Origin of the sequence: Ruegeria sp. HKCCA0235A (assembly GCF_013033235.1) — a bacterium.
Lineage (GTDB): Bacteria > Pseudomonadota > Alphaproteobacteria > Rhodobacterales > Rhodobacteraceae > Ruegeria.
Map to the genome: position 1 here is coordinate 169,112 of NZ_WQDQ01000009.1, position 24,033 is coordinate 193,144.

A 24,033-nucleotide genomic window follows, 5' to 3' on the forward strand; every position below is an offset into this window, starting at 1 on the left:
TGGTGAGTAGGGAGCACGCGGGGGTAGGGAAGGTTCTGTATCGTCAGAGCCTTCCCTCGTTTCTTATCTGAGTTCGCCAAGAATACGCGCAATGAAATTGTCGAATTCCGTGGGCCTCGGGTCCGAATTCCTGGATGACGCGCCACCGCTGCCTGCCAGATAGACTTCTATCCGCCCCGGACGGGTCTTGCTGCCCGAATTCGTGAAATCCCTCAATATTCCGTCAAGAGCATCAGCTGCCAGCGCCGCGTTTTCAGCGTCGCTTGGATGGTAGAAACGAACCTGTGTTTCTCTGACCCGAAAACCCACGCGGTCTGTTGATACAACAGTCGCGCGGCCCTGTGTAAGCAGTTCCAAAGCCCGGCTGCTGGCGTCTTGCGACACTCTCAACGGAACAAAAAGCGAGACTTCCAGATCAATGGGGGATTGTGCGGGCGAAAGCGGTTTAACCTCTGCATAAGACGGGGCTGCAGAAAAAGTGATCTCTTGCAGAACAGGGTCCAAAACCATCAAGGACGTCTGCGAAAAGCTGTCTTTGTTCGACCGGTTGGTGTGGCGCCACGGAGGTTCGGCAGAAGCTGGAAACAGGGTTTGAATATCCGCAGAAGAAGCGGTGGCCAAGATGGGTTCAAGCTGTGGCGGAATGAATATGGCTGGCGGGGACAAAGACACGGCCGGTTCCGCTTCTGGGGTTGGGGGTCGTGGTTCCACCCTGTCTTGGTCATCCGCAGCCGAAATGTCTTCGGCAGGAACGGGTGGCGTCACGAGCGCTTCAACCGAGACGCTCTGGTCGAGAGGTGCGCCTGTGATCGCATCCTCGACCTCTTCGATGATTGCCGGGTTGGAAACGGGTGCGACTTCGGAAGACGCTGAATCGGCGGGGTCCTCGGCTGCTTGTGTGTCTCGTGGGGCCGGTGACTCAGCGATTCTGACGGTGGGGGCTCTGTCTGAAAGCAGCTCCTCGATTTCAGGAAGAGTTTCCGTCGCCGCATCCAGGCTGGCTGGGGGCGTTCCACCGGTAGAGCGCCAAGTTCCGGCAATATGTGTGACCGCCCATTGCAGGAACGCGCCGCAAACCAAGGCGGCCAGAACAATACCTGCTCTAACCAAAGGTTTTTTCTTGGTTTTTGTTTCTTCCAAATGCAAAGAACGGACCCGGTCTGATACGATCTCTTCGATTTTGGTTTCGTCTGGCCGGGGCAGGTGCTCTGTTTCGGAAGGTTTCAGGGTGGGTTTTTCCTGCGCTTCACCTTGCGCTCCGCTGAGCACTCTGGCACGCTTTTCACGCGCCTCCTTCAGGCGCGCTTCCCAGTTTTTTGAATTTTTCGCAGCAACGGCGTCTTCGAATATCCCATTGCCGCCTTCGTCGTCAGACATGGGTTTTTGCTTTCAAGAAAGACCGATCTTTATTCGAACACCACCAAGCAATTTCAATCGCGGAAAAACGCGACCGACATGTTCTCACCCGGCAAAGCCCAAGGAAAGATAGCATCTTGCCAGGGGTTTGAGAAGTTCTGCGCCCGGTGCCACTGTCCCGTTCAGTCAGGCTGGGTTTCACCCAGCATGCAAATCACCCGCCATTCATCCTCGGTCACGGGTTGCACCGACAAACGAGAGTTCTTCACCAGCACCATGTTGGCCAGACGTTCGTCCGCCTTGATCTGGTCCAGCGTTACGGGTTTGGAAAAGGGCCGCACGGCCTTGATGTCCACACACTCCCATCGTTCGTCATCGGTTGTGCTGTCGGGATGGGCCTCGGCACAGACCTCGACAATGCCAACAACGGACTTGTCCTTTTGCGAATGGTAGAAGAACCCCCGGTCCCCAACCTTCATCTGACGCATGAAATTGCGCGCCTGATAATTGCGCACACCGTCCCATTCCTCGCCCGCGTCGCCCTTTGCGACTTGCTGATCCCAACTCCAGGTCGACGGTTCCGACTTGAACAACCAATAGGCCATCAACCGATCACCTTTTTCCACGGGATCAGCTCAACCGATTGGAACAATCCTGCCTTTGCGTAAGGGTCGCCATCGGCCCACGATTGTGCGGCGGCCAGGTCCTCCACATCGAGAATTATCAATGAGCCGATCATGGCGTCACCGTTCAGCAACGGTCCGGCCTGTGACACGACGCCGGTTTCTTCGATATAGGCAAGGTGGGCCGAGCGGTTGTCCAATCGGGTTTGCAACGCGTCTGGTTTGTCACGAGCGATGAGGGCGATCAGCATGTTATTCCTCCTTGAGGGGTCGATTTAGCAGGTTTTGAATGGCCTCGGTGACACTGTAGGCGCCATGGCTCAGGTCCGCCACCGTGGCGCTGATGGGCATATCCAGCCCTTCCTTGGCGGCAATGTCCGACATGGCACGAGCGGTGGCGACGCCTTCGACCGTTGTTTGGCTGTCAAAGGGCTGATTCAGACCCAAACTCAGGCCAAAACGATAGTTTCGGGACAGTTCGGAAGAGCAGGTCAGCACAAGATCCCCCAACCCAGACAAGCCCATCAGGGTGTCGGGGCGCGCGCCGCGCATCGCGGCAAAGCGCTGCATCTCGGCAAACCCGCGGGTCATCAAGGCCGCCCGGGCGCTGTCTCCCAGACCTGCGCCGATGGCGGCACCGCAGCCAATGGCCATGACATTCTTCAGCGCGCCGCCAAGTTCGGCGCCGATCGTGTCTGTGGTGCGGTAAAGGCGCAGGTTCGCCGTCGTCAGTTCGGCCTGAAGCGCCTTGCCAAGTTCCGTATCCTCGCAAGCCAGCGTCAGAGCGGTGGGCAGGCCATGTGCAATGTCATCTGCAAAACTGGGCCCGGTCAGCAGCGCGACGCGGGCATCCGGGATGCTCTCTTTGATGACCGCGACAGGTCCAAGCCCCGAGGTCAGTTCAATTCCCTTGCAGCAGGCCACCAGAGTCTTGCCGCGCAGGGCCGGTGCGTGATCTTGCAAAGCGCTGCGCAATTTCTGCATTGGCACGGCCAACAAAAGCGTGGCAGCCCTGAGCGCCTTGGCGATATCCCCAGTCACATTGATGTCCCCGGGCAAGGTTATGTTGGGCAGTCGGGTTGCATTTTCGCGCGTCTCGCGCATCTGCTGCGCCCGATCGGCGTTTCTTGACCACAGTGTCACTGGCCCGTTGCCTGCCAGCGAGATAGCCAGAGCAGTGCCAAACGCACCGGAACCCAGGACGGATACGCTCATGCCTTGGCCCCTTTCTTGCCACCGCCCAGCATGGCCGGGCTGTGCTGATCCAGAGGCCAGCGAGGGCGGGCGGTCAGATCCAGCCCGTCCCGTGCGCCGGTACGAAAGCGTTCCAGGCCAGCATAGGCAATCATCGCAGCATTATCCGTGCACAACGCCAACGGGGGGGCGGTGAACCTGGTGTCTTTTTCAGCACAAACTGACTCTAATTCGGACCGAATGGCCGAGTTGGCGGCAACCCCTCCGGCAACGGCAATCACGGGTTCAGACGGAGAGGTTTCCAGATACAGATCAATTGCGCGTCGGGTCTTTTCGGCCAATGTGTCCACAACCGCCTGCTGGAATCCAGCGCACAGATCTGCGCGGTCCTGGCGCGTCAAACCACCCTTTTCGTTCACGATCTGGTCGCGCATCCGCATCAAAGCCGTTTTCAATCCCGAAAAGGACAGATCGCAACCGGGCCGGTCCAGAAGCGGCCTTGGAAACCGGAATCGTTTGGGATCACCGGCGCGCGCCTCGGCTTCGACGGAAGGGCCACCAGGTTGCGGCAGGCCCAGCAGGCGGGCGGTTTTGTCAAAGGCTTCACCGGGCGCATCGTCGATGGTGCCGCCAAGGCGGGTAAAATGTTCGGGCCCGTAGGCGATCAGGAATTGGCAGTGGCCGCCAGACACCAGAAGCATCAGGTAGGGGAAGGCAATGTTGTCCGTCAGTCGTGGTGTCAACGCGTGACCGGCAAGGTGATTGACACCCACCAGCGGCAGACCGGTTGCCGCGCTGATCCCCTTGGCGCACATGACGCCCGACATGACCCCTCCGATCAGACCCGGCCCGGCGGTGACCGCAACAGCGTCCACGTCTTTCAGGGAAAGACCAGCGGTGTCCAGCGCTTGCAGAACGCAGACATCCAGCTTTTCCGCATGCGCCCGGGCCGCGATCTCGGGCACGACGCCACCAAAAGGACTGTGCAGTTCGGTTTGGCCATGTACCACGGATGACAGGATTTCGGCTTTGGCGCCCGTTGTTTGACGCACGATGGCTGCGGCGGTATCGTCGCAGCTGCTTTCCAATCCCAGTACGGTAAGTGTTTGCACCATCACCCTGATCCGTTGCATCATGATCTAACGGCGGGGTATCACCCTGCGCGGATGCAAACAATCCTGAAGGGCCAAGGGGCCGCACGTTGTATTTGTTGATGACCCGCCCGCGCGCTGCCTCTGAACGGTTCGTCGCGCAGCTGCCGACCCGCACCAAATCCCGGGTTCAGGTCATCTATTCTCCGATCATGGAAATCCGGCCGTTGCCGGTCGAGGTTGAGACCGAGGGTGTGCAGGGATTGATTTTCACGTCGGCCAATGCGGTGAACGCGGCGGCCCTGAAAGGTGTGGACCGCAACCTGCCCGCTTTCTGCGTCGGACCGACTACGACCAGCACAGCAAAGGGTTGCGGCTGGCGGGCCGAATTGGTCGGGGCCACGGCGGAAGAACTGGTGGGACATCTGCTCAAGCGGAGGCCCAAAAGCCCGCTGTTGCATTTGAGGGGTGAGAACACGCGCGGCAATGTTGCCGGTCGACTGACCGAATCCGGCCTGACCGTGCGGGAACTGCCAGTCTACCAGCAATTGCTGTTGCCGCTAACATCCGAAGCGACCCGGGTGGCAGATCTGGATTCGCCGGTAATCGCACCGCTTTTTTCGCCAAGAACGGCGCGACATTTTGCCGATATTTGGACCGGATCCGCGCCTTTGTGGGTGGCCGCAATCAGTCAGGCCACGGCGGATCCCCTTTATTCATTGGACTATGCGCGCCTGAAGATCGCAAAGAAGCCGACACCAAAGAAAATGCGTAAGGCTGTCAAAAAGCTTGTGAAACATGCGTTGCGGGTTGAGGGCGGCGCGGTCCCCGATTAACTTGAGTGGGGCTGTTATTCATCTGAATTTGGATTCGATAAGGGGAATATTGCGGTGGCTGGTAAGAAAAAGTCCGAAGAAAAGCCGGTGGAAACCCCAAAGGCAGATGACGTCGTCGAACCCGAACTGCAACAGGAAGATACACCTGTTGACCCGACTGAGACCGTAGAAGAAGAACTTTCCGAAGCCGAAGCCGAAGCCGAAGCCGAAGCCGAAGCCGAAGCCGAAGCCGAAGCCGAAGCCGAAGCCGAAGCCGAAGCCGAAGCGTCTACTGAAGATACTGCCCCGGTCGAAGAAAAAGTGGTCGAGCGTGTTGTTGAAAAGCGTGGCGGATTTGTTCCCGCTTTGCTGGGCGGTGCCATCGCTGCCGCCGCCGGGTTTGCGCTGGGCAATGGCGGGCTGTTGTCAACTGGCTCGGACAGCTCGGATACCTTGGCGGCGTTGGAATCCAAACTGGCAGACCAGTCCGATCAGATTGCCAAGCTTTCTCAGGCGCTTGCAAACAGTCCGGATGATGCTGGTCTGACGGATCAGGTCAAAGCGCTGTCCGACAAATTGACACCCGTGGAAAGTGACCTGAGTGCGATCAAATCCACTGTGGATACGCTGTCAGGCCAGATCGGACCATTGTCAGACCGCATTGCGACGCTTGAGAAAACCCCGATCGAATCCAGCGTGTCGCCCGAATCCATGGCCGCCTTCGAAGCTGAGCTGAAGAAGCTTCAGGACTCGCTTGCCTCGCAACGGGCCGAGGTTGAAAAAATGGTTTCCGACGCTCAGGCGCTGGAGGCGAAAGCATCAGCCGATGCGCAGGCTGCGGCCAATGCCGCCGTTCTGTCGCGATTGCATGGGCAATTGGATGCGGGTCAGCCCTATTCCGATCTGGTTGCAGAACTGAAAGCAGGCGGTGTGGATGTGCCGGATGCCCTGTCCGGGCCGGCTGAGAAGGGTGTTGAAACACTCTCTTCTCTGCGCGACAGTTTCGCGCCTGCGGCCCGAACCGCGCTGGCCCAAGCCCGTGAAGCCGACAAGGGCACCGGCCTGATCGCGTTCCTGCAACGTCAAACGGGCGCGCGCTCGGTCACGCCCCAGGAAGGGGATGGGCCAGATGCCATCCTGTCACGGGCACAGGCCGCGCTTGCGGACGGAGATCTGGCCAAAGCCTTGAGCGAACTGAAATCACTTCCCGAAGCGGCACAGGCTGCAATGTCCGATTGGGAACAGGTGGCCCAAACACGGGTCGCCGCCGTCGATGCGGCGAATACACTGGCTTCCAGCCTGAACTCGAACTGAAGGACCTGCCATGCTGTGGTCACTGTTTAAGATCCTCGTTTTTGTTGCGATTATCGGTCTGCTGGCGTTGGGCGGTCACTTCCTGATGCAAACCAGTGGCGGGGTTCAGATCACCGTCGCGGGCACGGAATTCACGCTCGGGCCGCTTCAGTCAGTGATCGCGCTGGCTGTGTTGGTTTTTGCGGTCTGGCTGTTTTTCAAGTTGCTCAGCCTGCTGATCGCAACGCTGAAATTCCTGAACGGTGACGAAACGGCGCTGTCTCGGTATTTTGACCGCAATCGCCAGCAAAAGGGATACCAGGCGCTGGCTGATGGTTTGTTGGCGCTGGCCTCGGGCGAAGGGCGCGTGGCAATGACCAAAGCCAGCAAGGCCGAGAAACTGCTGAACAAGCCCGAGCTTACCGACCTGCTGGTGGCACAGGCCGCCGAGATGACCGGGGATACGAAAAAGGCATCGGATACTTATAAAAAACTGGTGACCAACAGCGCCACCCGTTTCGTCGGCGTGCGCGGGATCATGAAGCAGAAGCTGGCCGAAGGTGATGATGAAACGGCCCGCAAACTGGCCGAGAAGGCCCTGGCGATCAAACCACGTCATGAAGAAACGCAGGACGTGCTGCTGAACCTGCAAACCAAGGCGCAGGATTGGGCCGGTGCCCGTTCGACCCTGACGGCCAAGCTGAAAGCCGGGTATTTGCCGCGCGATTTCTTCAAACGGCGTGATGCGGTTTTGGCCTTGTCCGAAGCCAAGGGAATTCTGGACGAAGGTGCGACGGTCGAACAGCAGGAGCGCGCGATTGAAGCCAATCGCCTGTCGCCTGATCTGGTGCCAGCCGCTGCCATGGCGGCCCGCGCGTATATCGCCAAAGGCAAACCGCGGGCCGCGACCAAGATTCTGAAAAAAGCATGGGAGGCTCAGCCGCATCCGGATCTGGCCCATGCCTTTGCCGACATCGTGCCGGATGAAACCCCCGACCAACGGATCAAGCGGTTCACCGCGCTGACCCGGATTCACCCCGAGAACATGGAGACGCGTCTGATACTGGCCGAACTGAACATCGTGGCCGAGGACTTCCCCGAAGCCCGCCGTGCGCTGGGCGATGTGGTCGAAACGCAGGGTGATGCGCGCGCCTATACGTTGATGGCCGCTATCGAACGGGGTGAGGGGGCCTCGGACGCGGTTGTGCAAGGCTGGTTGGCCAAGGCGCTGAATGCGCCGCGTGGTCCGCAATGGGTGTGCACCAATTGCCATGATATCCAACCTGAATGGGGACCGGTCTGCCAGAACTGCGGCAGCTTCGACACGCTCAGCTGGCAGACACCACAAACACCCGAAATCGCAAGCGCGACCGGCGTACATATGTTGCCTTTGATCGTTGGTGCGCTCGAAGATCAATCCGAAGAGCCTGAAGTCATGGAGCCCGCGGACGAGGATGATGTGGTCGAAGTGACACCAAAGTCGGCAGAGGTGGCAGACGAAGCCGAGGTTCAAAAGCAGGCCTGAGCCCTGCAACGTCTGTTTTTGCCTGCTTACACTCATTGAGATTGATGCGACGCCGCGCTTTTTGGTGAAGCCAAACCGGACGCCAGCGGTCCGAAGGGTCGTGCTTTTTTGCCTCTCTCAGCGGCTTGTCGACGCGTTGGCGGCCTGTTGCACTTACAGGCTGTGTTGGCCGCTTCCTCCGCAAAGCAGCCGTTCAAAAAAAGGCGCAGTTAACGTCCGAGATGCGGTCAAAACGGCCGTTCGCGTTCTTCGTCGCGAAGTACACAGTCAATGCAAAGCGGACGTTTAACTGGTGTCTATTTTCCAGCAGTTTTGGGATGAAGTCGGCATCTGAATTCTGCCTCAGTTTTTTGGTAAGTACCGATCCAACAGAGCGTCGACCAACCCTTCCTGAAGTTGGTAACCGGTTGCTTCGTCCACTCGCAAAATGTCTTCCAGAATAATAAGTTGTTCCATGCCCGTCGTCATGGACAATCGCTTTGCCAGGTCGTCGATTTCCTTCGGCTTCATTAATGGCTGAACTGGTGCAAGTGCTTCCGAAAAAGCCGCCACTCTTCTGGCGCCACGCATTTTGACAGTTCCATCTTCAAGTGATGCCTTGAGTGATTCAGCAAGAAACTGCCGGAAGTGCGCCTCATGAACCCGGGAAAAATCCAGATAGTAGCGCGCAACGGCGTGTACGCGGCTCCTGACGTTATTCAGCCCCTCGAGAAGTTCTGAAGTTGGAGTAACTTCAAGATCGAGCGTCGCATCCAAAGCCAAGACACTTGGATCAGAAAAGTAACGATAGACCGTCGCACGACTGGTTTTGGCACGCTCAGCGACTTTTGCCAGCGTGACTTCTTTGCCTTCCGACATCAAGTCACGTGCAGCTGAAAGAAGTGCTTCTCGTGTTCGATTAATTTGATTTGTACGCGACGCCAATATCAAGCCTTTTGTGATACACTTGTCTCATTAGTAGATATATGTATCATAAGGGCAGTGTGTTTCAAGTAAAGGGAGTTGAAGTAATGGCTGAACCTCGTCCGCGAATTTATCATCTTCTAGGAAACCTTCTAACCTTTCACGCCTTTCCCAGTGAGACCGGAGATCGTTGCACAATCGTTGAGATAAAGACGGCGCCGGGTGCCGGTGCGCCACCCAATCATCATGCTGGCGAAGACGAAAGCTTCTATGTGCTTGATGGAGAATTCGAGTTCTTTGTGAATGGTGAGACAATCAGCGCAAAAAGTGGTGACTTCGTCAAAGTTCCGGACGGCGCAGTGCACGCCTTTACCTGTACTGGGGAACGGCCTGGCCGGCTACTTTGCATAAACGCCCCTGGCGCGATGCATGACACTTTCTTTACTGAAGCTGGTGAAGCAATGCCTGACGGTACAACAGACATTCCGGCGCCAGATGGACCGCCAGACATTCCGGCAATCATGGCCGTAGCAGACCGAGCAGGAATGACGATCTTGGTGCCTGCAGAAATTCCCAGCTAACAAACGCGCCTATATAATTCCAGGTTGAGAAACGGAAGTATTGGACTGAAAACTCTGCTATAGACCCTATCTGGTAACACTAGCTCAATCCCAAGCCGGCATTCACGATGAGACCTTGCGATTGTGGATAGCGGACATTCGCTGCGCTGTCCAAAAATGTCTTCTATGTGAACCAGAGCAATCGTTTACGCGTAGGCGTGATAGCGGCTTAGATTGTCTGCTATCTGCGCTTGGTCAAGTTCGTTTTGGCGTGAGAACGCTCAATTCAGCATTCTTTCCGAAACGTCCTCAAGAAGGGTATGAAGATCGAAATCTTCGCCTTTCTCAGCAAGCCCTTTGTCATGCAGAATGAAGGACAGCCCGTGCACGAAACTCCACAACAAAAAACCACGGCGGCGAACTTCGTCTGTGATTCCCGGTTCACCGAGACACTTTGCTACCTCAGTCAAAAGAATCCCGAAACTTTGCTGGCCACCTTCCTCCAGCCGGGGATCCGCGATGCGATCTGTGAAGCCGCCAAATTTCAGTCTGAAGATCCCGGGCTCATTTAATGCGAAGGCAACATACTCCATCCCGATGGCAGTAATGCGCTCGGGAGATCCTTCAGGAACGCCTTCCAGTGCGGCAAGCATTTTGTCTCGGTGCCGATCCATTCCTTCAAGGACAGTGGCGACCAACATTTCTGTCTTGTCTTTGAAGTGCTTGTAAGGTGCCGCGGTTGATACGCCAGCCCTTCTACAGGCCTCGGAAACGGAAAAACTGTCCGGACCTTTTTCTTCAACCAACTGTCGGGTTGCTTCGATCAGTGCAGCGCGGAGATCGCCGTGATGATAGGCTTTCTTGCTCACCGATTGACCTGTCGCCTGGCTGATTGTTGAGTGACTTTTTTCTATGCTGGTCATGATCCAACATGTGCCAGATCACGTATCCCTTGTCAAAGTGAGAACTTCTAACATATGTTAGAGATGCTAACTTGATGAGGTCCGCAAATGCCAAGTCCCGCGAAATACTTTACTGAAGAGACCAAGCCGAGCCTCTTTTTGCGTGTTTTACGCGGTACCGTGCGTGTCGGGGTGACCGTTAGCTTCATAGGTGTTGCAGCGGCCGCAGTTTACTTCGGTGCATCGGAGCTGACGCGCAGAGCAGATGCTGTACCGGCGCCAGATGCCGCTGCTGTAACCCCGGTCTCCGCCACACCAATCACGTCCGAAAGCGCCTACACAGTCGACCGTGTGTTCATCGGTCAGGTCGAGCCTCAGCGTTCGGCAGATATCTCTTTCGAATTGAATGGGACGCTTGATCAAATTCTGGTGGATGAGGGTGACGAGGTTGCTAAGGGCCAACTTCTCGCAACGTTGGATGTAGCTCTGTTGGAAGTTGAACGCGACCGACTGACGGCATCTCGTGATGCCATTGCAGCCCAGCTTTCATTTGCCGAGAAAACGGTCGAGCGAAACGCGAAACTCATCGAACAAGGCTTTACCAGTCAAGCTCGCTTAGATGAGGCAGTTTCCCGACAAGATGAATTGTTGTCTAGAATTGGGGAACTGGATGCAGCGCTGCGGGACGTAACCGTTCGGATCGAGAAATCCAGCATTGAGGCTCCGTTTTCTGGTCAAATAACCGCGCGACACGTGGACGGCGGTGAAACTCTGCGCTCGGGCGAACTGGTTCTGGGTATGGTCGAGGTCGTGGCGCCGCAGGTTCGAATTGGTATCCCACTCGACGTTGACCCGGCGCTTCTGACAGATGTTGAAATCGAGATCGCTGGTCAAAGCTATCGGACTAACCTTGCAACCTTGCGGCCCGACATTGATCCGGTAACCCGCACCAGAACCGCACTTTTCGATCTGAGGAACGCGCCGGACGTTGCCTTCGGGCAGACCGCTCGTGTGCATATAATTGATCCCGTACAGAGTGCGGGAATCTGGGTGCCCACGACATCCTTGAAAGAAGGTACGCGTGGGCAATGGACATTGCTCGTTGCCGACGCGCAAAAGACTGTGCGCCTGGCGACGGTCGAAGTTCTGCATGCTGAAGATGACCGTGTCTTTGTGCGTGGCACGTTTCCGGAAGGCACCGTCCTGATCGATCAGGGGCCGCAGCGCGTAACCGCTGGTCAGCGTGTCGCCTTCGACACTGGCGAGTAACGGAGCGATCTGATGGAAACCCTTACCTTTCGCCACCCCCGGCTGGTTGCCCTCATCATTTTGGTGCTTGTATCTGCAGGTCTGTCTTCGTTCCTGTCGCTGGGACGGCAGGAAGACCCAACGATTACCAACCTCTTCGCAACTGTGACGACGCAGTTCCCGGGTGCAGACCCTGAACGGGTCGAAGCGTTGGTTACCGCAGAAATCGAAGAAGAGCTTCGGAAAATTGCCGAGGTGGATGAAATCAGCTCTGTATCCCGGTCGGGCGTATCGGTCGTTTCGGTAGAGTTGCTGGAGACGCTGGATGAAGCAACCATTGAGCAGGTTTGGGCCGAAGCTCGGGATGCCGTTGAAGATGCTCGACAGAACTTTCCGAGTGGAGTGTTGCCGCCGGAATTCGATGCCGAGGGTATTTCTGCCTATTCTGCTGTCATTGCCGTTGCGGCCGAGGATCCGGACTTCCCGTTAACTTTGCTGTCGCGGCATGCCGAAGCTCTGGGTGACAGGCTGCGCGCGATACCCTCTACGCGAGCCGTGGACTATTTCGGTCAGCCGGAAGAAGAAGTGCTCGTCAATGTCGATATGGACAAGGCCGCTGCGCTTGGGCTCAGCGCTGCCGAGATCTCCCAGCGGATTGCAGAAGCAGATGGGAAGGTTCAATCCGGGCGGTTGCAGTCCGATGTCGACCTGACAATAGGCATAAGCGGAGAAATTGAGACTTTGGACCGCATTCGAAGCATCGTCCTGCGAGAAAATGCAGACGGTGCCGTGGTGCAGCTCGGAGATATTGCCAGCGTAGACCGGGGCGCGCGCAAACCGCAGCCCTCAATCGCGTTTGCCAACGGAAAGCCCTCGGTTTTGATAGGAGTTCTGGCGCAGGACGGGGTACAGATCGACCGTTGGACGGGCTTTCTTCGGGATGAGCTTGAGGCCGGCGCCGCATCGGTACCTTTGGGCATGCAGGAAATACTGCTGTTTGATCAAAGCGAGTACACGACGGATCGTTTGTCAGAGGTTGGGATCAACATGGCCATTGGCGTGGCACTGGTCGTGGCAGTTTTGTTTGTTACGTTGGGTGTTCGGGCAGCTGGGATTGTGGCTTTGGTATTGCCGGTTGTCTCATTGGCAACTCTGGCGACGATGAACATGATTGGATTGCCAATTCATCAGATGTCCGTGACGGGCCTGATTGTTGCCCTTGGTCTGCTCGTTGACGCAGCCATCGTCATGACCGATGAAATTCGACGTCGTCTGCAGGATGGGATGGATCGGCTAGCAGCCGTACGGGATGCTGTTCGCAGGTTGGCCGCGCCACTGCTGGCATCGACCGTGACAACGGCGCTTGCCTTCACGCCGATGATCTTGCTGCCGGGACCCGCAGGCGACTTTGTCGGTGCCATCGCTATCGCCGTGGTGCTTATGCTTGTCTGGTCCCTTGTTGTGGCCTTGACGGTGACCCCGGCGATTGCGGGCTGGCTACTGTCGGACCGCCCCGACGCAGGAATGCTGAGCCGCGGCATCAGCATCCCGCCGCTTGCCCGAATGTTCGAGGCCTCAATTCGATTGTCAGTCGCTAATCCGGTGCGATCCATCGTGTTGGCATTGATCTTGCCCGTGCTTGGCTTTGCGGCCTTTCCAACGCTGACCGCGCAATTCTTCCCGGGCGTCGACCGCAACCAATTCTATATCGAAGCCGATATGCCGGGTGGAACGTCAATTGCCACCACCGAAGCAACCGCCCGCCAGATCGATGAAATGCTGCTGGCTGACGACGGCGTCAAAAGTGTCTACTGGACCGTCGGAGAGTCCGGCCCGGCATTCTACTACAACATCGTTGGCAACCGTTCGCGCGAGCCCGGTTTTGCACAGGCCATGATCACGACCAACACGGCCGACGATGCGGCCCGCCTTGTCGGAGCGTTGCAGAGCCGTCTGGATATCGACTTTCCTGACGCGCAGATCATCGTGCGCAATCTTGTTCAGGGTCCTCCGGTCGCCGCACCGGTTGAAGTCAAAATTCAGGGGCAGGACATCTCGGTATTACGTAATCTGGGCGACGAGGTGCGTTCAGTAATGGCCAATCTCGATCTGGTGACGCAGGCGCGTGCCAGTGTGAACGGCGGCAACCCTCAAATCCGGTTCGAGATTGATGAGGTCAAAGCCCGTTTGCTGGGGCTGGACGTGGCGGATATAGCGGGTCAGCTGGACACGGCGCTTGTTGGCATAACCGGTGGATCACTGATCGAAGGGACTGAGCAGTTGCCGGTGCGCGTTCGTTTGGGTGACGAGGTGCGATCAGATCTAAGCGCGATTGTCAGTATGCCCATTCTACTACCGAACGCTGCCGAAATATCCGCGACAGGAATTTTCCCTGCTGTGCCGTTGTCAGAACTAGCCAGACCCATAATCGAACCTGCAGAAAGCGTCATAACTCGAACGGATGGCGTGCGAGAAAACACCATACAGGCGTTTATCGTACCTGGTGTTTTACCCGAAGAGGCTTTGCAGGACATATTGGAAGCGCTTGATGCGTCCGGGTTTGTGTTGCCGCAAGGCTATTCGATGTCCTTAGGCGGCGACAGTGATGCCCGATCCAATACCGTGGGAAATTTGCTCGCCTCTGTCGGGTTGATCGTCACACTCTCCATCGCGACGATCGTTCTGACCTTCAACTCGTTCCGGCTGACCCTTGTGACCTTGGTCGTGTGCGTGTTGTCTGCAGGCCTTTCACTGCTGTCGCTGGCAGTCATGCAGTTCCCGTTCGGAATAACGGCAATCATCGGGGTCATCGGCTCAATAGGGGTTTCGATCAACGCGGCGATCATTATTTTGACCGGGTTACAACAAGACCGAGAGGCCAGCCAGGGAGATCACTCAGCCATGGCTCGCGTTGTGACTGGTTCCAGCCGTCACATTATTTCGACAACGGTCACGACCTTTGGTGGCTTCCTACCCCTGATCTTGGGTGGAGGTGCATTTTGGCCACCATTCGCCGTAGCAATCGCAGGCGGCGTTTTGTTGTCAACCGTTGTATCTTTCTACTTCACCTCTCCCGTGTTCGCTTTGGTGTATCGTAGAACATTCAACAAACAACGTCCGGCCAATAACCGCCATTCCGAACCACGTGAAGCCGTCGTCGCGCTTGTGGCAGAATGAGAATTGAGCCCAATTCTCCTTGTGAGTTGGTGTGGTTCAAAGCCGTCTTTGTTCGAAGTAAGAATCAAGTTCTGCTGTGGATCGCACGCCGGGTTTTGCAATGTCTGGCTTCTGCGCGTTGACGTCGTTAGCGCGGACTGCAGCACCTGATTACTTTGAGCTCGGATCGGAAATTTGCTCGAATGAGATGCACGACTGCTTTGCGATATTTTTTTCGTCAATGACCCGCTTGCGCCGGTTGTGCGGAGGATACGACTCATAATCGATTTGGGCTATCCGTCTCGTTGTAGATTGCGCAGCCTTGGCTTTGATCATTAGGACCATAGGAACGGGCGGAACAACCATAACAAAACCTAACAACTCAGCTGCAGTCAGCGGACGAATCTGTCGAAGCTTGGAAGCTGCGCGATACCAACCAATACCTACAGGTCTATCAGCGAGAAATCGGGAGATAAATCAGGGGATATTTTGATGCCCGCAAAGAAAACTTTTGTGTTTCAACATCTTGCGGGGAGATATGGTGCCCAGGAGAGGACTCGAACCTCCACGTCCATACGGACACTAGCACCTGAAGCTAGCGCGTCTACCAATTCCGCCACCTGGGCAGGTGTCGTGGAGGGGCGTTTAAGCCTAGTCGCGGGGGGCGTCAACCAGATTCGGTGAGATTTTTTTAAGTTTTTTGAATTCGGTTCCCGGCCGGTGTTTTCCACGCATGGTTTTCAACGCCGTCGCGGCGAATTAGCGCCTTGTTTGACTGGCCTGCGGGCGCTAGTTCTAGGGCGCAATTTCTCAGCAGGAGCCCTCTCATGTCGAAACTGGTGACGATTTTTGGCGGATCGGGATTTGTCGGTCGCTACATCGCGCGGCGCATGGCGAAAGAGGGGTGGCGTGTCCGGGTGGCTGTACGTCGCCCGAACGAGGCCATGTTCGTCAAACCCTATGGTGCCGTGGGTCAGGTCGAACCGGTGCTGTGCAATATCCGGGATGATGCCTCGGTGGCGCTGGCGATGCAGAGCGCCGATGCGGTTGTGAACTGCGTGGGTGTGCTGAACGAGCTTGGCAAGAACGGGTTTGATACCGTGCAGGCCGAAGGAGCTGAACGCATCGCGCGTTTGGCGGCCGAGCAGGGCATCAAGCGGATGGTTCATATCTCGGCCATCGGTGCGGATGCGAATTCAGCCAGCGCGTATTCCCGGACCAAAGCACATGGTGAAGCGGGCGTGTTGAAACATATGCCAGATGCCGTGATCCTGCGTCCTTCGGTGATCTTTGGCACCGAAGACCAGTTCTTCAACCGTTTCGCCGGAATGACCCGCATGGGACCGTTCCTGCCTTTGGTCGGGGCCGAGACAAAATTCCAGCCGGTTTACGTAGACGATGTGGCGCAGGCTGCCGTCAAAGGCGTTCTGGGGCAGGCAGAGCCGGGTGTTTACGAGCTTGGCGGCCCCGAGGTTAAGACCTTTCGTGCCTTGATGCAGCAGATGCTTGAAGTGATTCACCGTCGCCGCGTCATCATCGGCCTGCCGTTCTTTGCCGCGCGGATTATGGCGGGTGTGCTGGATATCGTTAAATTTGTCAGCTTCCAGCTGTTCCCCAACAACATTCTGACGCGCGATCAGCTTAAGAACCTGCGTCACGACAATGTTGTCGCCGAGGGCGCAAAGTCTTTTACAGACCTTGGTATCGTGCCGACCACGCTGGAATCGGTACTGCCGGAATACCTGTGGAAATTCCGCCCCTCGGGTCAGTATGACGACATTCAGAACTCGGCCAAAAACCTGCGTATCTGATCAGCTGTAGGCCATGATCAAAAGTATCACGCCTAGAATGACGCGGTAGATGACGTAGGGTGTGAAGCTGACGCTGCGCAGAAGCCGCATCATCAGGCTGAGCGCCAGCAGGGCCGAAAGAAAGGCAAACAGCGCCGCAATGGCCCCATCCCGGGCCAGTTGCATATCGGCCCCGCGCACGGCATCCAATGCCAGCAGTGTGCCCGACGCCAGGATTGTCGGGATCGACATCAACATCGCGATCCGCGCGCCGTCTTCACGGGTATATCCCAATTGCCGCGCGCCGGTTATGGTTATCCCGGAACGGGACGTGCCTGGGATCAGGGCAAGAACCTGCCACAGACCCATGATGAGCGCGTCGCGTATTCCCCAATTTTCGGCCTCTTTGGTTTCAGGAGCCTTCTGATCCACCCAATACAACAGCAGACCGAATCCCAGCATTGTCCATCCGATGACCGTGATCGAACGCATGGCCTGACTCAACCCGGTGACATGCAGAATGAGGCCCGCGATCACGGTAGGAACAGTTGCAACGATCAGGCCCAGAGCAAGCCGGGCCTGCGGTGTATCCGCCCGTCCGGTCAATGCGCGCGGTAATCCGGCAAGGGCCTGTTTTACATCTGACCGGAAATACAGCACCACGGCGCCCAGGGTTCCCACATGCACCGCGACATCAATGGCTTGACCCTGGTCCTGCAACCCCGACAGGTTGGGCAGCAGGATCAGGTGACCAGATGAGGAAATGGGCAAAAACTCAGTGATTCCCTGAATGATTGCTACGAGAATCAGGTGAAACAAACTCATCTGCCCTGCCGTGCTGCTGCCACGTGTTCTTTGTGGGTTATGGGTATAAGGGCGATGGAAAAAAGGAAAGCGCGCATATAGGTCCGAATCGGATCTAAAATTTCCAATTATTTTCTACTTTTCTTAAAGGCGCGCTGCATTTTTTCAATTTAGGTCAGCATAATTGACTTTTCATCCAAAAGCGCATCCCGTAAAGAAACGGAACCTAGCCAATTCATGGAGTCTGACCCGTGGCCAAGCAACCGATGCTGAAATTTGTGCAGATCGACCGCGTCATGCCGGAAAAGCGTGCTGCCAATGACCGCAAGGACGACTTTGACGAGATCTATTCCGAGTTCGCCGCTGAAAAAGCAGCCGAGCAGGCGAGTCGGTGCAGCCAATGTGGTGTTCCGTACTGCCAGTCGCATTGCCCGTTGCACAACAATATTCCCGACTGGTTGCGCCTGACTGCGACCGGGCGCCTGGAAGAAGCCTATCAGGTAAGTCAGGCCACCAATACCTTCCCTGAGATCTGCGGGCGCATCTGTCCGCAGGACCGCCTGTGCGAGGGCAACTGCGTGATCGAACAGTCGGGCCATGGAACGGTCACGATTGGTTCGATCGAGAAATACATAACGGATACCGCATGGGAAAAAGGCTGGGTCCAGCCGGTTGCTCCATCGGCCGAACGCGCTGAAAGCGTGGGTATCATTGGTGCTGGCCCCGGTGGATTGGCCGCTGCGGATATGCTGCGCCAGGCTGGTATCCAGGTCACGGTATACGACCGCTATGACCGGGCCGGTGGCCTGCTGATGTATGGCATTCCGGGGTTCAAACTGGAAAAAGACGTTGTTCAGCGCCGCAATGACCTGTTGGCTGATGGTGGGGTCGAGTTTGTTCTGAATTGCGACGTGGATGCGGCCAAGTTCGAAGAAATCCGGGCCAGGCATGATGCCGTTATCATTGCGACCGGTGTCTACAAGTCGCGCGACCTGGCAATGCCGGGCAGCGGTCTGGCCGGGATCGAAAAGGCGATCGACTTCCTGACAGCCTCGAACCGGAAAAGCTTTGGCGACCAGGTCGAAGAATTCGACAACGGTCGCTTGAACGCCGACGGCAAAAAAGTCGTCGTGATTGGCGGCGGTGACACTGCGATGGATTGCGTGCGCACTTCGATCCGTCAGGGCGCGACTTCTGTCAAATGTCTGTATCGCCGGGACCGGGCCAACATGCCGGGGTCACAGCGTGAAACGCAGAATGCCGAGGAAGAAGGCGTGATCTTCGAATGGCTCAGCGCGCCCAAGGGGTTCACGGGTGAAGACACGGTCAATGGTGTCATCGTTCAGAAGATGCGCCTGGGACAGCCAGACGCATCCGGTCGTCAGGCCCCCGAAGTGATCGAAGGCGCGGACTATGTCGAAGACGCCGATCTTGTAATCAAGGCGCTTGGATTCGAACCTGAAGACCTGCCGACGCTGTTCGGACAACCTGATCTGCCGGTCACCCGCTGGGGTACGATCAAGGCGGCGTTCCAAACCGGCGAGACCGAAATGGACGGAGTCTATGCAATCGGTGACATCGTGCGCGGTGCCTCGCTGGTGGTCTGGGCGATCCGGGACGGTCGTGACTGCGCTGATGCGATCATCGAACGCTTCAATGCCAAATCTGCCGTTGCGGCCGAATAATCCCGGCGATCAGGAGGCTTCGAAATGCCTGAATTGCAAGGCCAATGCATGTGTGGCGCGGTTACGGTGACGGCAACTCCGGCGCGGGATGCGCTGGGGGCCTGCCATTGCGACCAGTGCCGGCGCTGGACCAGTTCCATGCTGGTGACGTTTCAGGCCGAAGAAGGCTATGCCGCGCTTGGACCGGTCAAAACCTTCACTTCCTCTGACTGGGCCGAGCGCGCCTTTTGCGCCGATTGCGGCTCGGCGCTTTGGTATCGGATCACGCTCCCGGGCGAGATGCACGGCCAGACGCAAATGGCGGCAGGTCTGTTTGACAACGCCGCAGGCAACCCACTGAAACTTGAACTTTACATCGACAAAAAGCCCCAGGGCTACGCGTTCGCAGGCGAACGCCGGCAGATGACCAAAGCCGAGGTCGAAGCCATGTACGCCCCCTCTGACGAAGGAGACAGCCAATGACCAAATATGATGCCGATTGGGTGCGGGCCGAAAAAGCCAAGCGCAAATGGATGGCTGAAAATGGTCTCTATTCCGAGGAAGAAGAGCATTCTTCCTGCGGTGTGGGTCTCGTTGTGTCCGTGGATGGGAAAGCGTCGCGCAAGGTTGTGGACGCCGGTATCGACGCGCTCAAGGCGATCTGGCACCGCGGCGCGGTTGATGCCGACGGCAAGACCGGTGATGGCGCGGGCATTCACGTGCAGATTCCGGTCTCGTTTTTCTACGATCAGATCAGGCGCACAGGCCACGAGCCCAAGTTGGACGAACTGATCGCTGTTGGTCAGGTTTTCCTGCCGCGCACCGACTTTGGCGCACAGGAACAGTGCCGGACCATCGTGGAAAGCGAAGTTCTGCGCATGGGCTATTACATCTATGGCTGGCGTCACGTGCCGGTCGATGTCACCTGTCTGGGTGAAAAAGCCAACGCCACCCGGCCCGAGATCGAGCAGATCCTGATCTCGAATTCCAAAGGAGTGGACGAAGAGACCTTCGAGCGCGAGCTCTATGTCATTCGTCGCCGTATTGAAAAGGCCGCCTCGGCAGCGGGTATTTCCGGGCTGTACCTGGCGTCGCTGTCCTGCCGTTCGATCATCTACAAGGGCATGATGCTGGCCGAGCAGGTTGCCGTCTTCTATCCCGACCTGATGGACGAACGGTTTGAATCCGCCTTCGCAATCTACCACCAGCGCTATTCCACCAACACCTTCCCGCAATGGTGGCTGGCGCAGCCCTTCCGCATGTTGGCGCATAACGGCGAGATCAACACGCTGAAAGGCAACATCAACTGGATGAAAAGCCACGAGATCCGCATGGCGTCCTCGACGTTTGGGGATTATGCCGAGGATATCAAGCCGATCATCGCCGGAGGATCGTCGGATTCGGCAGCATTGGACTCTGTTTTTGAGGTTCTGGTGCGTGCGGGCCGCTCGGCCCCGATGGCGAAAACCATGCTGGTTCCGGAAAGCTGGTCCAAGCAGGCGGTGGAACTGCCGCAGGCGTGGCGCGACATGTATTCCTACTGCAACTCGGTGATGGAGCCGTGGGACGGCCCCGCCGCGCTGGCCATGACGGATGGCCGCTGGGTCTGTGCTGGACTGGACCGCAACGGCCTGCGTCCGATGCGTTACGTCGTGACTGGCGATGGTCTTGTCATTGCGGGATCCGAGGCCGGCATGGTGCCGATTGATGAGTCCACAGTGACCGAAAAAGGCGCGCTGGGCCCCGGTCAGATGCTGGCTGTCGACATGAAAAAAGGCAAGCTGTATCGCGACACCCAGATCAAGAACAAGCTGGCGAGCGCATTGCCGTTTGGCGAGTGGGTCGGCAAGATCAACGATCTGGACGAGGCGCTGGCAGGTGTGACCGAAAAGCCGATATTCTCGGGCGAAGATCTGCGCAAACGCCAGATCGCGGCAGGCTATTCAGTCGAAGAGCTGGAGCAGATTCTTGCGCCTATGGCTGAAGATGGCAAAGAAGCGCTGGCGTCCATGGGTGACGATACGCCCTCGGCGGTTCTGTCCAAGCAATACCGCCCGCTCAGCCATTTCTTCCGGCAGAATTTCTCTCAGGTCACCAACCCGCCGATCGACAGTTTGCGCGAATACCGCGTCATGTCCTTGAAAACCCGGTTCGGGAACCTGAAGAACGTGCTGGATGAGGACAGCAGCCAGACCGAGATCATCGTTCTGGAAAGCCCCTTTGTTGGAAACGCGCAATGGGATGAACTGGTTGGGAACCTCAATGCTCCGCTGGCCGAGATCGATTGCAGCTTTGAGCCCGGTCAAGGTGCGCTGAGCGCGGCTTTGGCCCGTGTCAGAGCCGAAGCTGAAGAGGCTGTCCGGTCTGGCGCAGGGCATCTGGTGCTGACCGACATGAACTCGGGTGAAGATCGTGTGGCGATGCCGATGATCCTTGCCACCAGCGCAGTGCACTCACACCTGACCCGTCAGGGCCTGCGGACGTTCTGTTCCTTGAACGTACGCTCGGCTGAATGTGTCGATCCGCATTACTTTGCGGTTCTGATCGGCTGTGGCGCGACCGTTGTGAACGCCTATCTGGCCGAAGATTCGCTGGCCGATCGCATCGATCGTGGGCTGCTGGACGGCACCCTGACCGAAAATGTTGCGCGCTACCGCGAAGCCATCGACCAGGGCCTGTTGAAAATCATGGCCAAGATGGGAATTTCGGTGATCTCGTCTTATCGTGGAGGTCTGAATTTCGAGGCTGTAGGCCTGAGCCGCGCGATGGTCGCCGAGTACTTCCCGGGTATGACCAGCCGTATTTCCGGCATCGGCGTCACCGGTATTCAGGCAAAGGCCGAAGAAATCCACGCCAAGGGCTGGAACAGTGGTCTGGACGTCTTGCCGATCGGTGGTTTCTACAAGGCGCGGCAATCGGGTGAAACCCACGCGTGGGAAGCGACCTCGATGCATATGATGCAGATGGCGTGCAACAAGGCGTCCTATGAGCTGTGGAAACAGTATTCTGCCAAGATGCAATCGAACCCGCCGATCCATCTGCGCGACCTGATGGATTTCAAACCATTGGGCAAACCGGTACCGATCGAAGAGGTGGAATCGATCACCTCGATCCGCAAGCGTTTCGTCACGCCGGGCATGTCACTGGGCGCGCTCAGCCCCGAGGCGCACAAGACGCTGAACGTGGCCATGAACCGGATCGGAGCGAAATCCGACTCGGGTGAAGGTGGTGAAGATCCTGCACACTTCGTGCCGGAGCCGAATGGCGACAACCCCTCGGCCAAGATCAAGCAGGTGGCCTCGGGCCGGTTCGGTGTGACCGCCGAATACCTGAACCAGTGCGAAGAGCTGGAAATCAAGGTTGCCCAAGGTGCGAAACCGGGCGAGGGCGGCCAGCTGCCGGGCATGAAGGTCACCGACCTGATCGCGCGTCTGCGGCACTCGACCAAGGGCGTTACGCTGATTTCTCCGCCGCCGCATCATGACATCTACTCGATCGAGGATCTGGCGCAGCTGATCTATGACCTGAAACAGATCAACCCGCGCTGCAAGGTGACGGTGAAACTGGTGGCGTCTTCGGGCGTTGGCACGATTGCTGCCGGTGTGGCCAAGGCGAAAGCGGATATTATCCTGATTTCGGGTCACAATGGCGGTACGGGTGCCTCACCCGCGACCAGCATCAAATATGCCGGTCTGCCATGGGAGATGGGCCTGACCGAGGCGCATCAGGTTCTGGCGATGAACAACCTGCGCGACCGGGTGACTCTGCGCACCGATGGCGGCCTGCGCACCGGGCGCGACATCGTCATGGCGGCGATGATGGGGGCCGAGGAATACGGCATCGGCACCGCCGCCCTGATCGCGATGGGCTGTATCATGGTGCGTCAATGCCAGTCGAACACCTGCCCCGTCGGCGTTTGCACGCAGGATGAATCGCTGCGCGCCAAGTTCACCGGAAACGCGGACAAGGTGGTGAACCTGATCACCTTCTACGCTCAGGAAGTGCGCGAGCTTCTGGCCAGCCTTGGTGCCCGCTCGATGGATGAGATCATCGGCCGTGCCGACCTGCTGGCTCAGGTCAGCCGTGGCTCGGCGCATCTGGACGATCTGGATCTCAACCCGCTGCTGATCACCGTCGATGGTGCGCATAACATCGTGTACAATCGCGACAAGGACCGCAACGCCGTGCCCGACACGCTGGATGCCGAGATCGTGCGCGATGCGGCACGGTTCCTGAAGGACGGCGAGAAGATGCAGTTGTCATATGCCATCCAGAACACGCACCGCACTGTCGGAACCCGTATTTCCAGCCACATTGTGCAGAACTTCGGCATGCGGAACACGTTCCAGGATGACCACCTGCACGTGAAACTCCAGGGTTCGGCCGGTCAGTCTCTGGGGGCTTTCGCTGCCCCGGGTCTGAAGCTGGAAGTTTCGGGGGATGCCAATGACTATGTTGGCAAGGGCCTGTCTGGCGGCACGATCGTTGTGCGCCCGCCGCAGGTCAGCCCGCTGAAGGCAGACGACAACACAATCATCGGCAACACGGTTCTCTACGGTGCAACTGACGGCCATCTGTTTGCGGCCGGCCGCGCGGGTGAACGGTTTGCCGTGCGCAACTCGGGCGCCAAAGTTGTGGTTGAAGGATGTGGCTCGAACGGGTGTGAGTACATGACCGGCGGTGTGGCCGTGATTCTTGGTGATATCGGGGCCAATTTCGGTGCCGGGATGACCGGTGGCATGGCATATCTGTATGATCCTGAAGGCAAGGCCGAAGCGTTGATGAACAAGGAAACGCTTGTGACCTGCCCGGTCACCGTGGACCATTGGGTGGATCAATTGAAAGCCCTGATCACGCGTCACGCCGAGGAGACTTACAGCCGCAAGGCTGCGGATATTCTCCAGCATTGGGATGTGGAAAAGGGCAACTTCTTACAGGTTTGTCCCAAAGAAATGCTCAACAAACTCAGCCACCCGCTGAGCGAAGAAGCCACGGCAGTTCCGGCGGAGTAAGCCAAAATTCCACCAAAAAACCGGCCCCGCGTGCCATTTGCAGCACGCGGGGCCACAGTTTTTGTGAGGTTTCGGTGGGATTCTTGCCTGTTCTTCC

18 protein-coding genes and 1 tRNA gene are annotated in these 24,033 nt (G+C 57.4%); 10 read left to right on the forward strand and 9 right to left on the reverse strand.

The window, feature by feature from the left end; all coding sequences use genetic code 11:
* Positions 1–63 precede the first annotated feature (63 nt).
* The 5 genes from GOW56_RS16255 to tsaD all read right to left on the reverse strand — a co-directional run bounded on the left by GOW56_RS16255 (position 64) and on the right by tsaD (position 4,288).
* Positions 64–1,377 carry a hypothetical protein gene (locus tag GOW56_RS16255; RefSeq protein WP_171171580.1) on the reverse strand — a complete coding sequence of 438 codons (1,314 nt, stop codon included), beginning with the start codon at positions 1,375–1,377 and terminating at the stop codon, positions 64–66.
* Positions 1,378–1,538: 161 nt separating this feature from the next.
* The gene (locus tag GOW56_RS16260; RefSeq protein ID WP_152459650.1) at positions 1,539–1,961 is read right to left on the reverse strand and encodes an EVE domain-containing protein; all 423 of its coding nucleotides are present in this window, start codon (positions 1,959–1,961) and stop codon (positions 1,539–1,541) included.
* The gene (locus GOW56_RS16265) at positions 1,961–2,230 is read right to left on the reverse strand and encodes a YciI family protein (RefSeq protein WP_171116638.1); all 270 of its coding nucleotides are present in this window, start codon (positions 2,228–2,230) and stop codon (positions 1,961–1,963) included. The genes GOW56_RS16260 and GOW56_RS16265 overlap by 1 nt, the downstream gene beginning before the upstream one ends.
* A 1-nt stretch (position 2,231) precedes the next feature.
* Positions 2,232–3,194 carry an NAD(P)H-dependent glycerol-3-phosphate dehydrogenase gene (locus tag GOW56_RS16270; protein ID WP_171116636.1) on the reverse strand — a complete coding sequence of 321 codons (963 nt, stop codon included), beginning with the start codon at positions 3,192–3,194 and terminating at the stop codon, positions 2,232–2,234.
* The gene (gene tsaD, locus GOW56_RS16275; RefSeq protein ID WP_171206542.1) at positions 3,191–4,288 is read right to left on the reverse strand and encodes a tRNA (adenosine(37)-N6)-threonylcarbamoyltransferase complex transferase subunit TsaD; all 1,098 of its coding nucleotides are present in this window, start codon (positions 4,286–4,288) and stop codon (positions 3,191–3,193) included. The genes GOW56_RS16270 and tsaD overlap by 4 nt, the downstream gene beginning before the upstream one ends.
* An 86-nt stretch (positions 4,289–4,374) precedes the next feature.
* On the opposite strand from tsaD, the gene GOW56_RS16280 reads away from it, so the two are divergent.
* Genes GOW56_RS16280 through GOW56_RS16290 form a run of 3 tightly spaced genes read left to right on the forward strand, consistent with a single transcriptional unit; the run spans position 4,375 to position 7,897 of the window.
* Positions 4,375–5,100, forward strand: a complete 726-nt coding sequence (locus tag GOW56_RS16280) for a uroporphyrinogen-III synthase (protein WP_254447242.1) — start codon at positions 4,375–4,377, stop codon at positions 5,098–5,100.
* A gap of 54 nt (positions 5,101–5,154) precedes the next feature.
* Positions 5,155–6,393 carry a COG4223 family protein gene (locus GOW56_RS16285; RefSeq protein ID WP_171206519.1) on the forward strand — a complete coding sequence of 413 codons (1,239 nt, stop codon included), beginning with the start codon at positions 5,155–5,157 and terminating at the stop codon, positions 6,391–6,393.
* 10 nt (positions 6,394–6,403) lie between these two features.
* Positions 6,404–7,897, forward strand: a complete 1,494-nt coding sequence (locus GOW56_RS16290) for a heme biosynthesis protein HemY (RefSeq protein WP_171206520.1) — start codon at positions 6,404–6,406, stop codon at positions 7,895–7,897.
* A 342-nt stretch (positions 7,898–8,239) separates the two neighbouring features.
* Here the strand turns inward: GOW56_RS16290 and GOW56_RS16295 are convergent, their stop codons facing one another.
* Entirely contained in the window at positions 8,240–8,827 is a 588-nt protein-coding gene (locus tag GOW56_RS16295; protein WP_371807917.1) for a TetR/AcrR family transcriptional regulator, read from the reverse strand.
* 80 nt (positions 8,828–8,907) lie between these two features.
* Between GOW56_RS16295 and GOW56_RS16300 the strand changes: the two genes are divergently transcribed.
* A complete protein-coding gene (locus tag GOW56_RS16300; protein WP_254447243.1) occupies positions 8,908–9,381 on the forward strand; it encodes a cupin domain-containing protein in 474 nt (157 codons plus the stop codon).
* A gap of 260 nt (positions 9,382–9,641) precedes the next feature.
* On the opposite strand, the gene GOW56_RS16305 is transcribed toward GOW56_RS16300, so the two are convergent.
* Entirely contained in the window at positions 9,642–10,283 is a 642-nt protein-coding gene (locus tag GOW56_RS16305) for a TetR/AcrR family transcriptional regulator (RefSeq protein ID WP_171171593.1), read from the reverse strand.
* Between the two features lie 87 nt (positions 10,284–10,370).
* Between GOW56_RS16305 and GOW56_RS16310 the strand changes: the two genes are divergently transcribed.
* Positions 10,371–11,531 carry an efflux RND transporter periplasmic adaptor subunit gene (locus tag GOW56_RS16310; protein ID WP_171206522.1) on the forward strand — a complete coding sequence of 387 codons (1,161 nt, stop codon included), beginning with the start codon at positions 10,371–10,373 and terminating at the stop codon, positions 11,529–11,531.
* Positions 11,532–11,543: 12 nt separating this feature from the next.
* Positions 11,544–14,687, forward strand: a complete 3,144-nt coding sequence (locus GOW56_RS16315; RefSeq protein WP_171171597.1) for an efflux RND transporter permease subunit — start codon at positions 11,544–11,546, stop codon at positions 14,685–14,687.
* A gap of 518 nt (positions 14,688–15,205) precedes the next feature.
* Here GOW56_RS16315 and GOW56_RS16320 read toward each other — a convergent pair.
* A tRNA-Leu gene (locus GOW56_RS16320) sits at positions 15,206–15,292 on the reverse strand.
* Positions 15,293–15,493: 201 nt separating this feature from the next.
* On the opposite strand from GOW56_RS16320, the gene GOW56_RS16325 reads away from it, so the two are divergent.
* The gene (locus GOW56_RS16325; RefSeq protein ID WP_171206523.1) at positions 15,494–16,477 is read left to right on the forward strand and encodes a complex I NDUFA9 subunit family protein; all 984 of its coding nucleotides are present in this window, start codon (positions 15,494–15,496) and stop codon (positions 16,475–16,477) included.
* On the opposite strand, the gene GOW56_RS16330 is transcribed toward GOW56_RS16325, so the two are convergent.
* The gene (locus tag GOW56_RS16330; RefSeq protein WP_171171601.1) at positions 16,478–17,281 is read right to left on the reverse strand and encodes an undecaprenyl-diphosphate phosphatase; all 804 of its coding nucleotides are present in this window, start codon (positions 17,279–17,281) and stop codon (positions 16,478–16,480) included.
* A 230-nt stretch (positions 17,282–17,511) separates the two neighbouring features.
* On the opposite strand from GOW56_RS16330, the gene GOW56_RS16335 reads away from it, so the two are divergent.
* Genes GOW56_RS16335 through gltB form a run of 3 tightly spaced genes read left to right on the forward strand, consistent with a single transcriptional unit; the run spans position 17,512 to position 23,936 of the window.
* Complete coding sequence (locus GOW56_RS16335; RefSeq protein WP_171206524.1) at positions 17,512–18,945, forward strand: NAD(P)-dependent oxidoreductase; 1,434 nt, start codon at positions 17,512–17,514, stop codon at positions 18,943–18,945.
* Between the two features lie 24 nt (positions 18,946–18,969).
* The gene (locus GOW56_RS16340) at positions 18,970–19,407 is read left to right on the forward strand and encodes a GFA family protein (RefSeq protein WP_152459664.1); all 438 of its coding nucleotides are present in this window, start codon (positions 18,970–18,972) and stop codon (positions 19,405–19,407) included.
* Positions 19,404–23,936 carry a glutamate synthase large subunit gene (gene gltB, locus GOW56_RS16345; protein WP_171206525.1) on the forward strand — a complete coding sequence of 1,511 codons (4,533 nt, stop codon included), beginning with the start codon at positions 19,404–19,406 and terminating at the stop codon, positions 23,934–23,936. Before GOW56_RS16340 ends, gltB begins: the two co-directional genes overlap by 4 nt.
* Positions 23,937–24,033 lie beyond the last annotated feature (97 nt).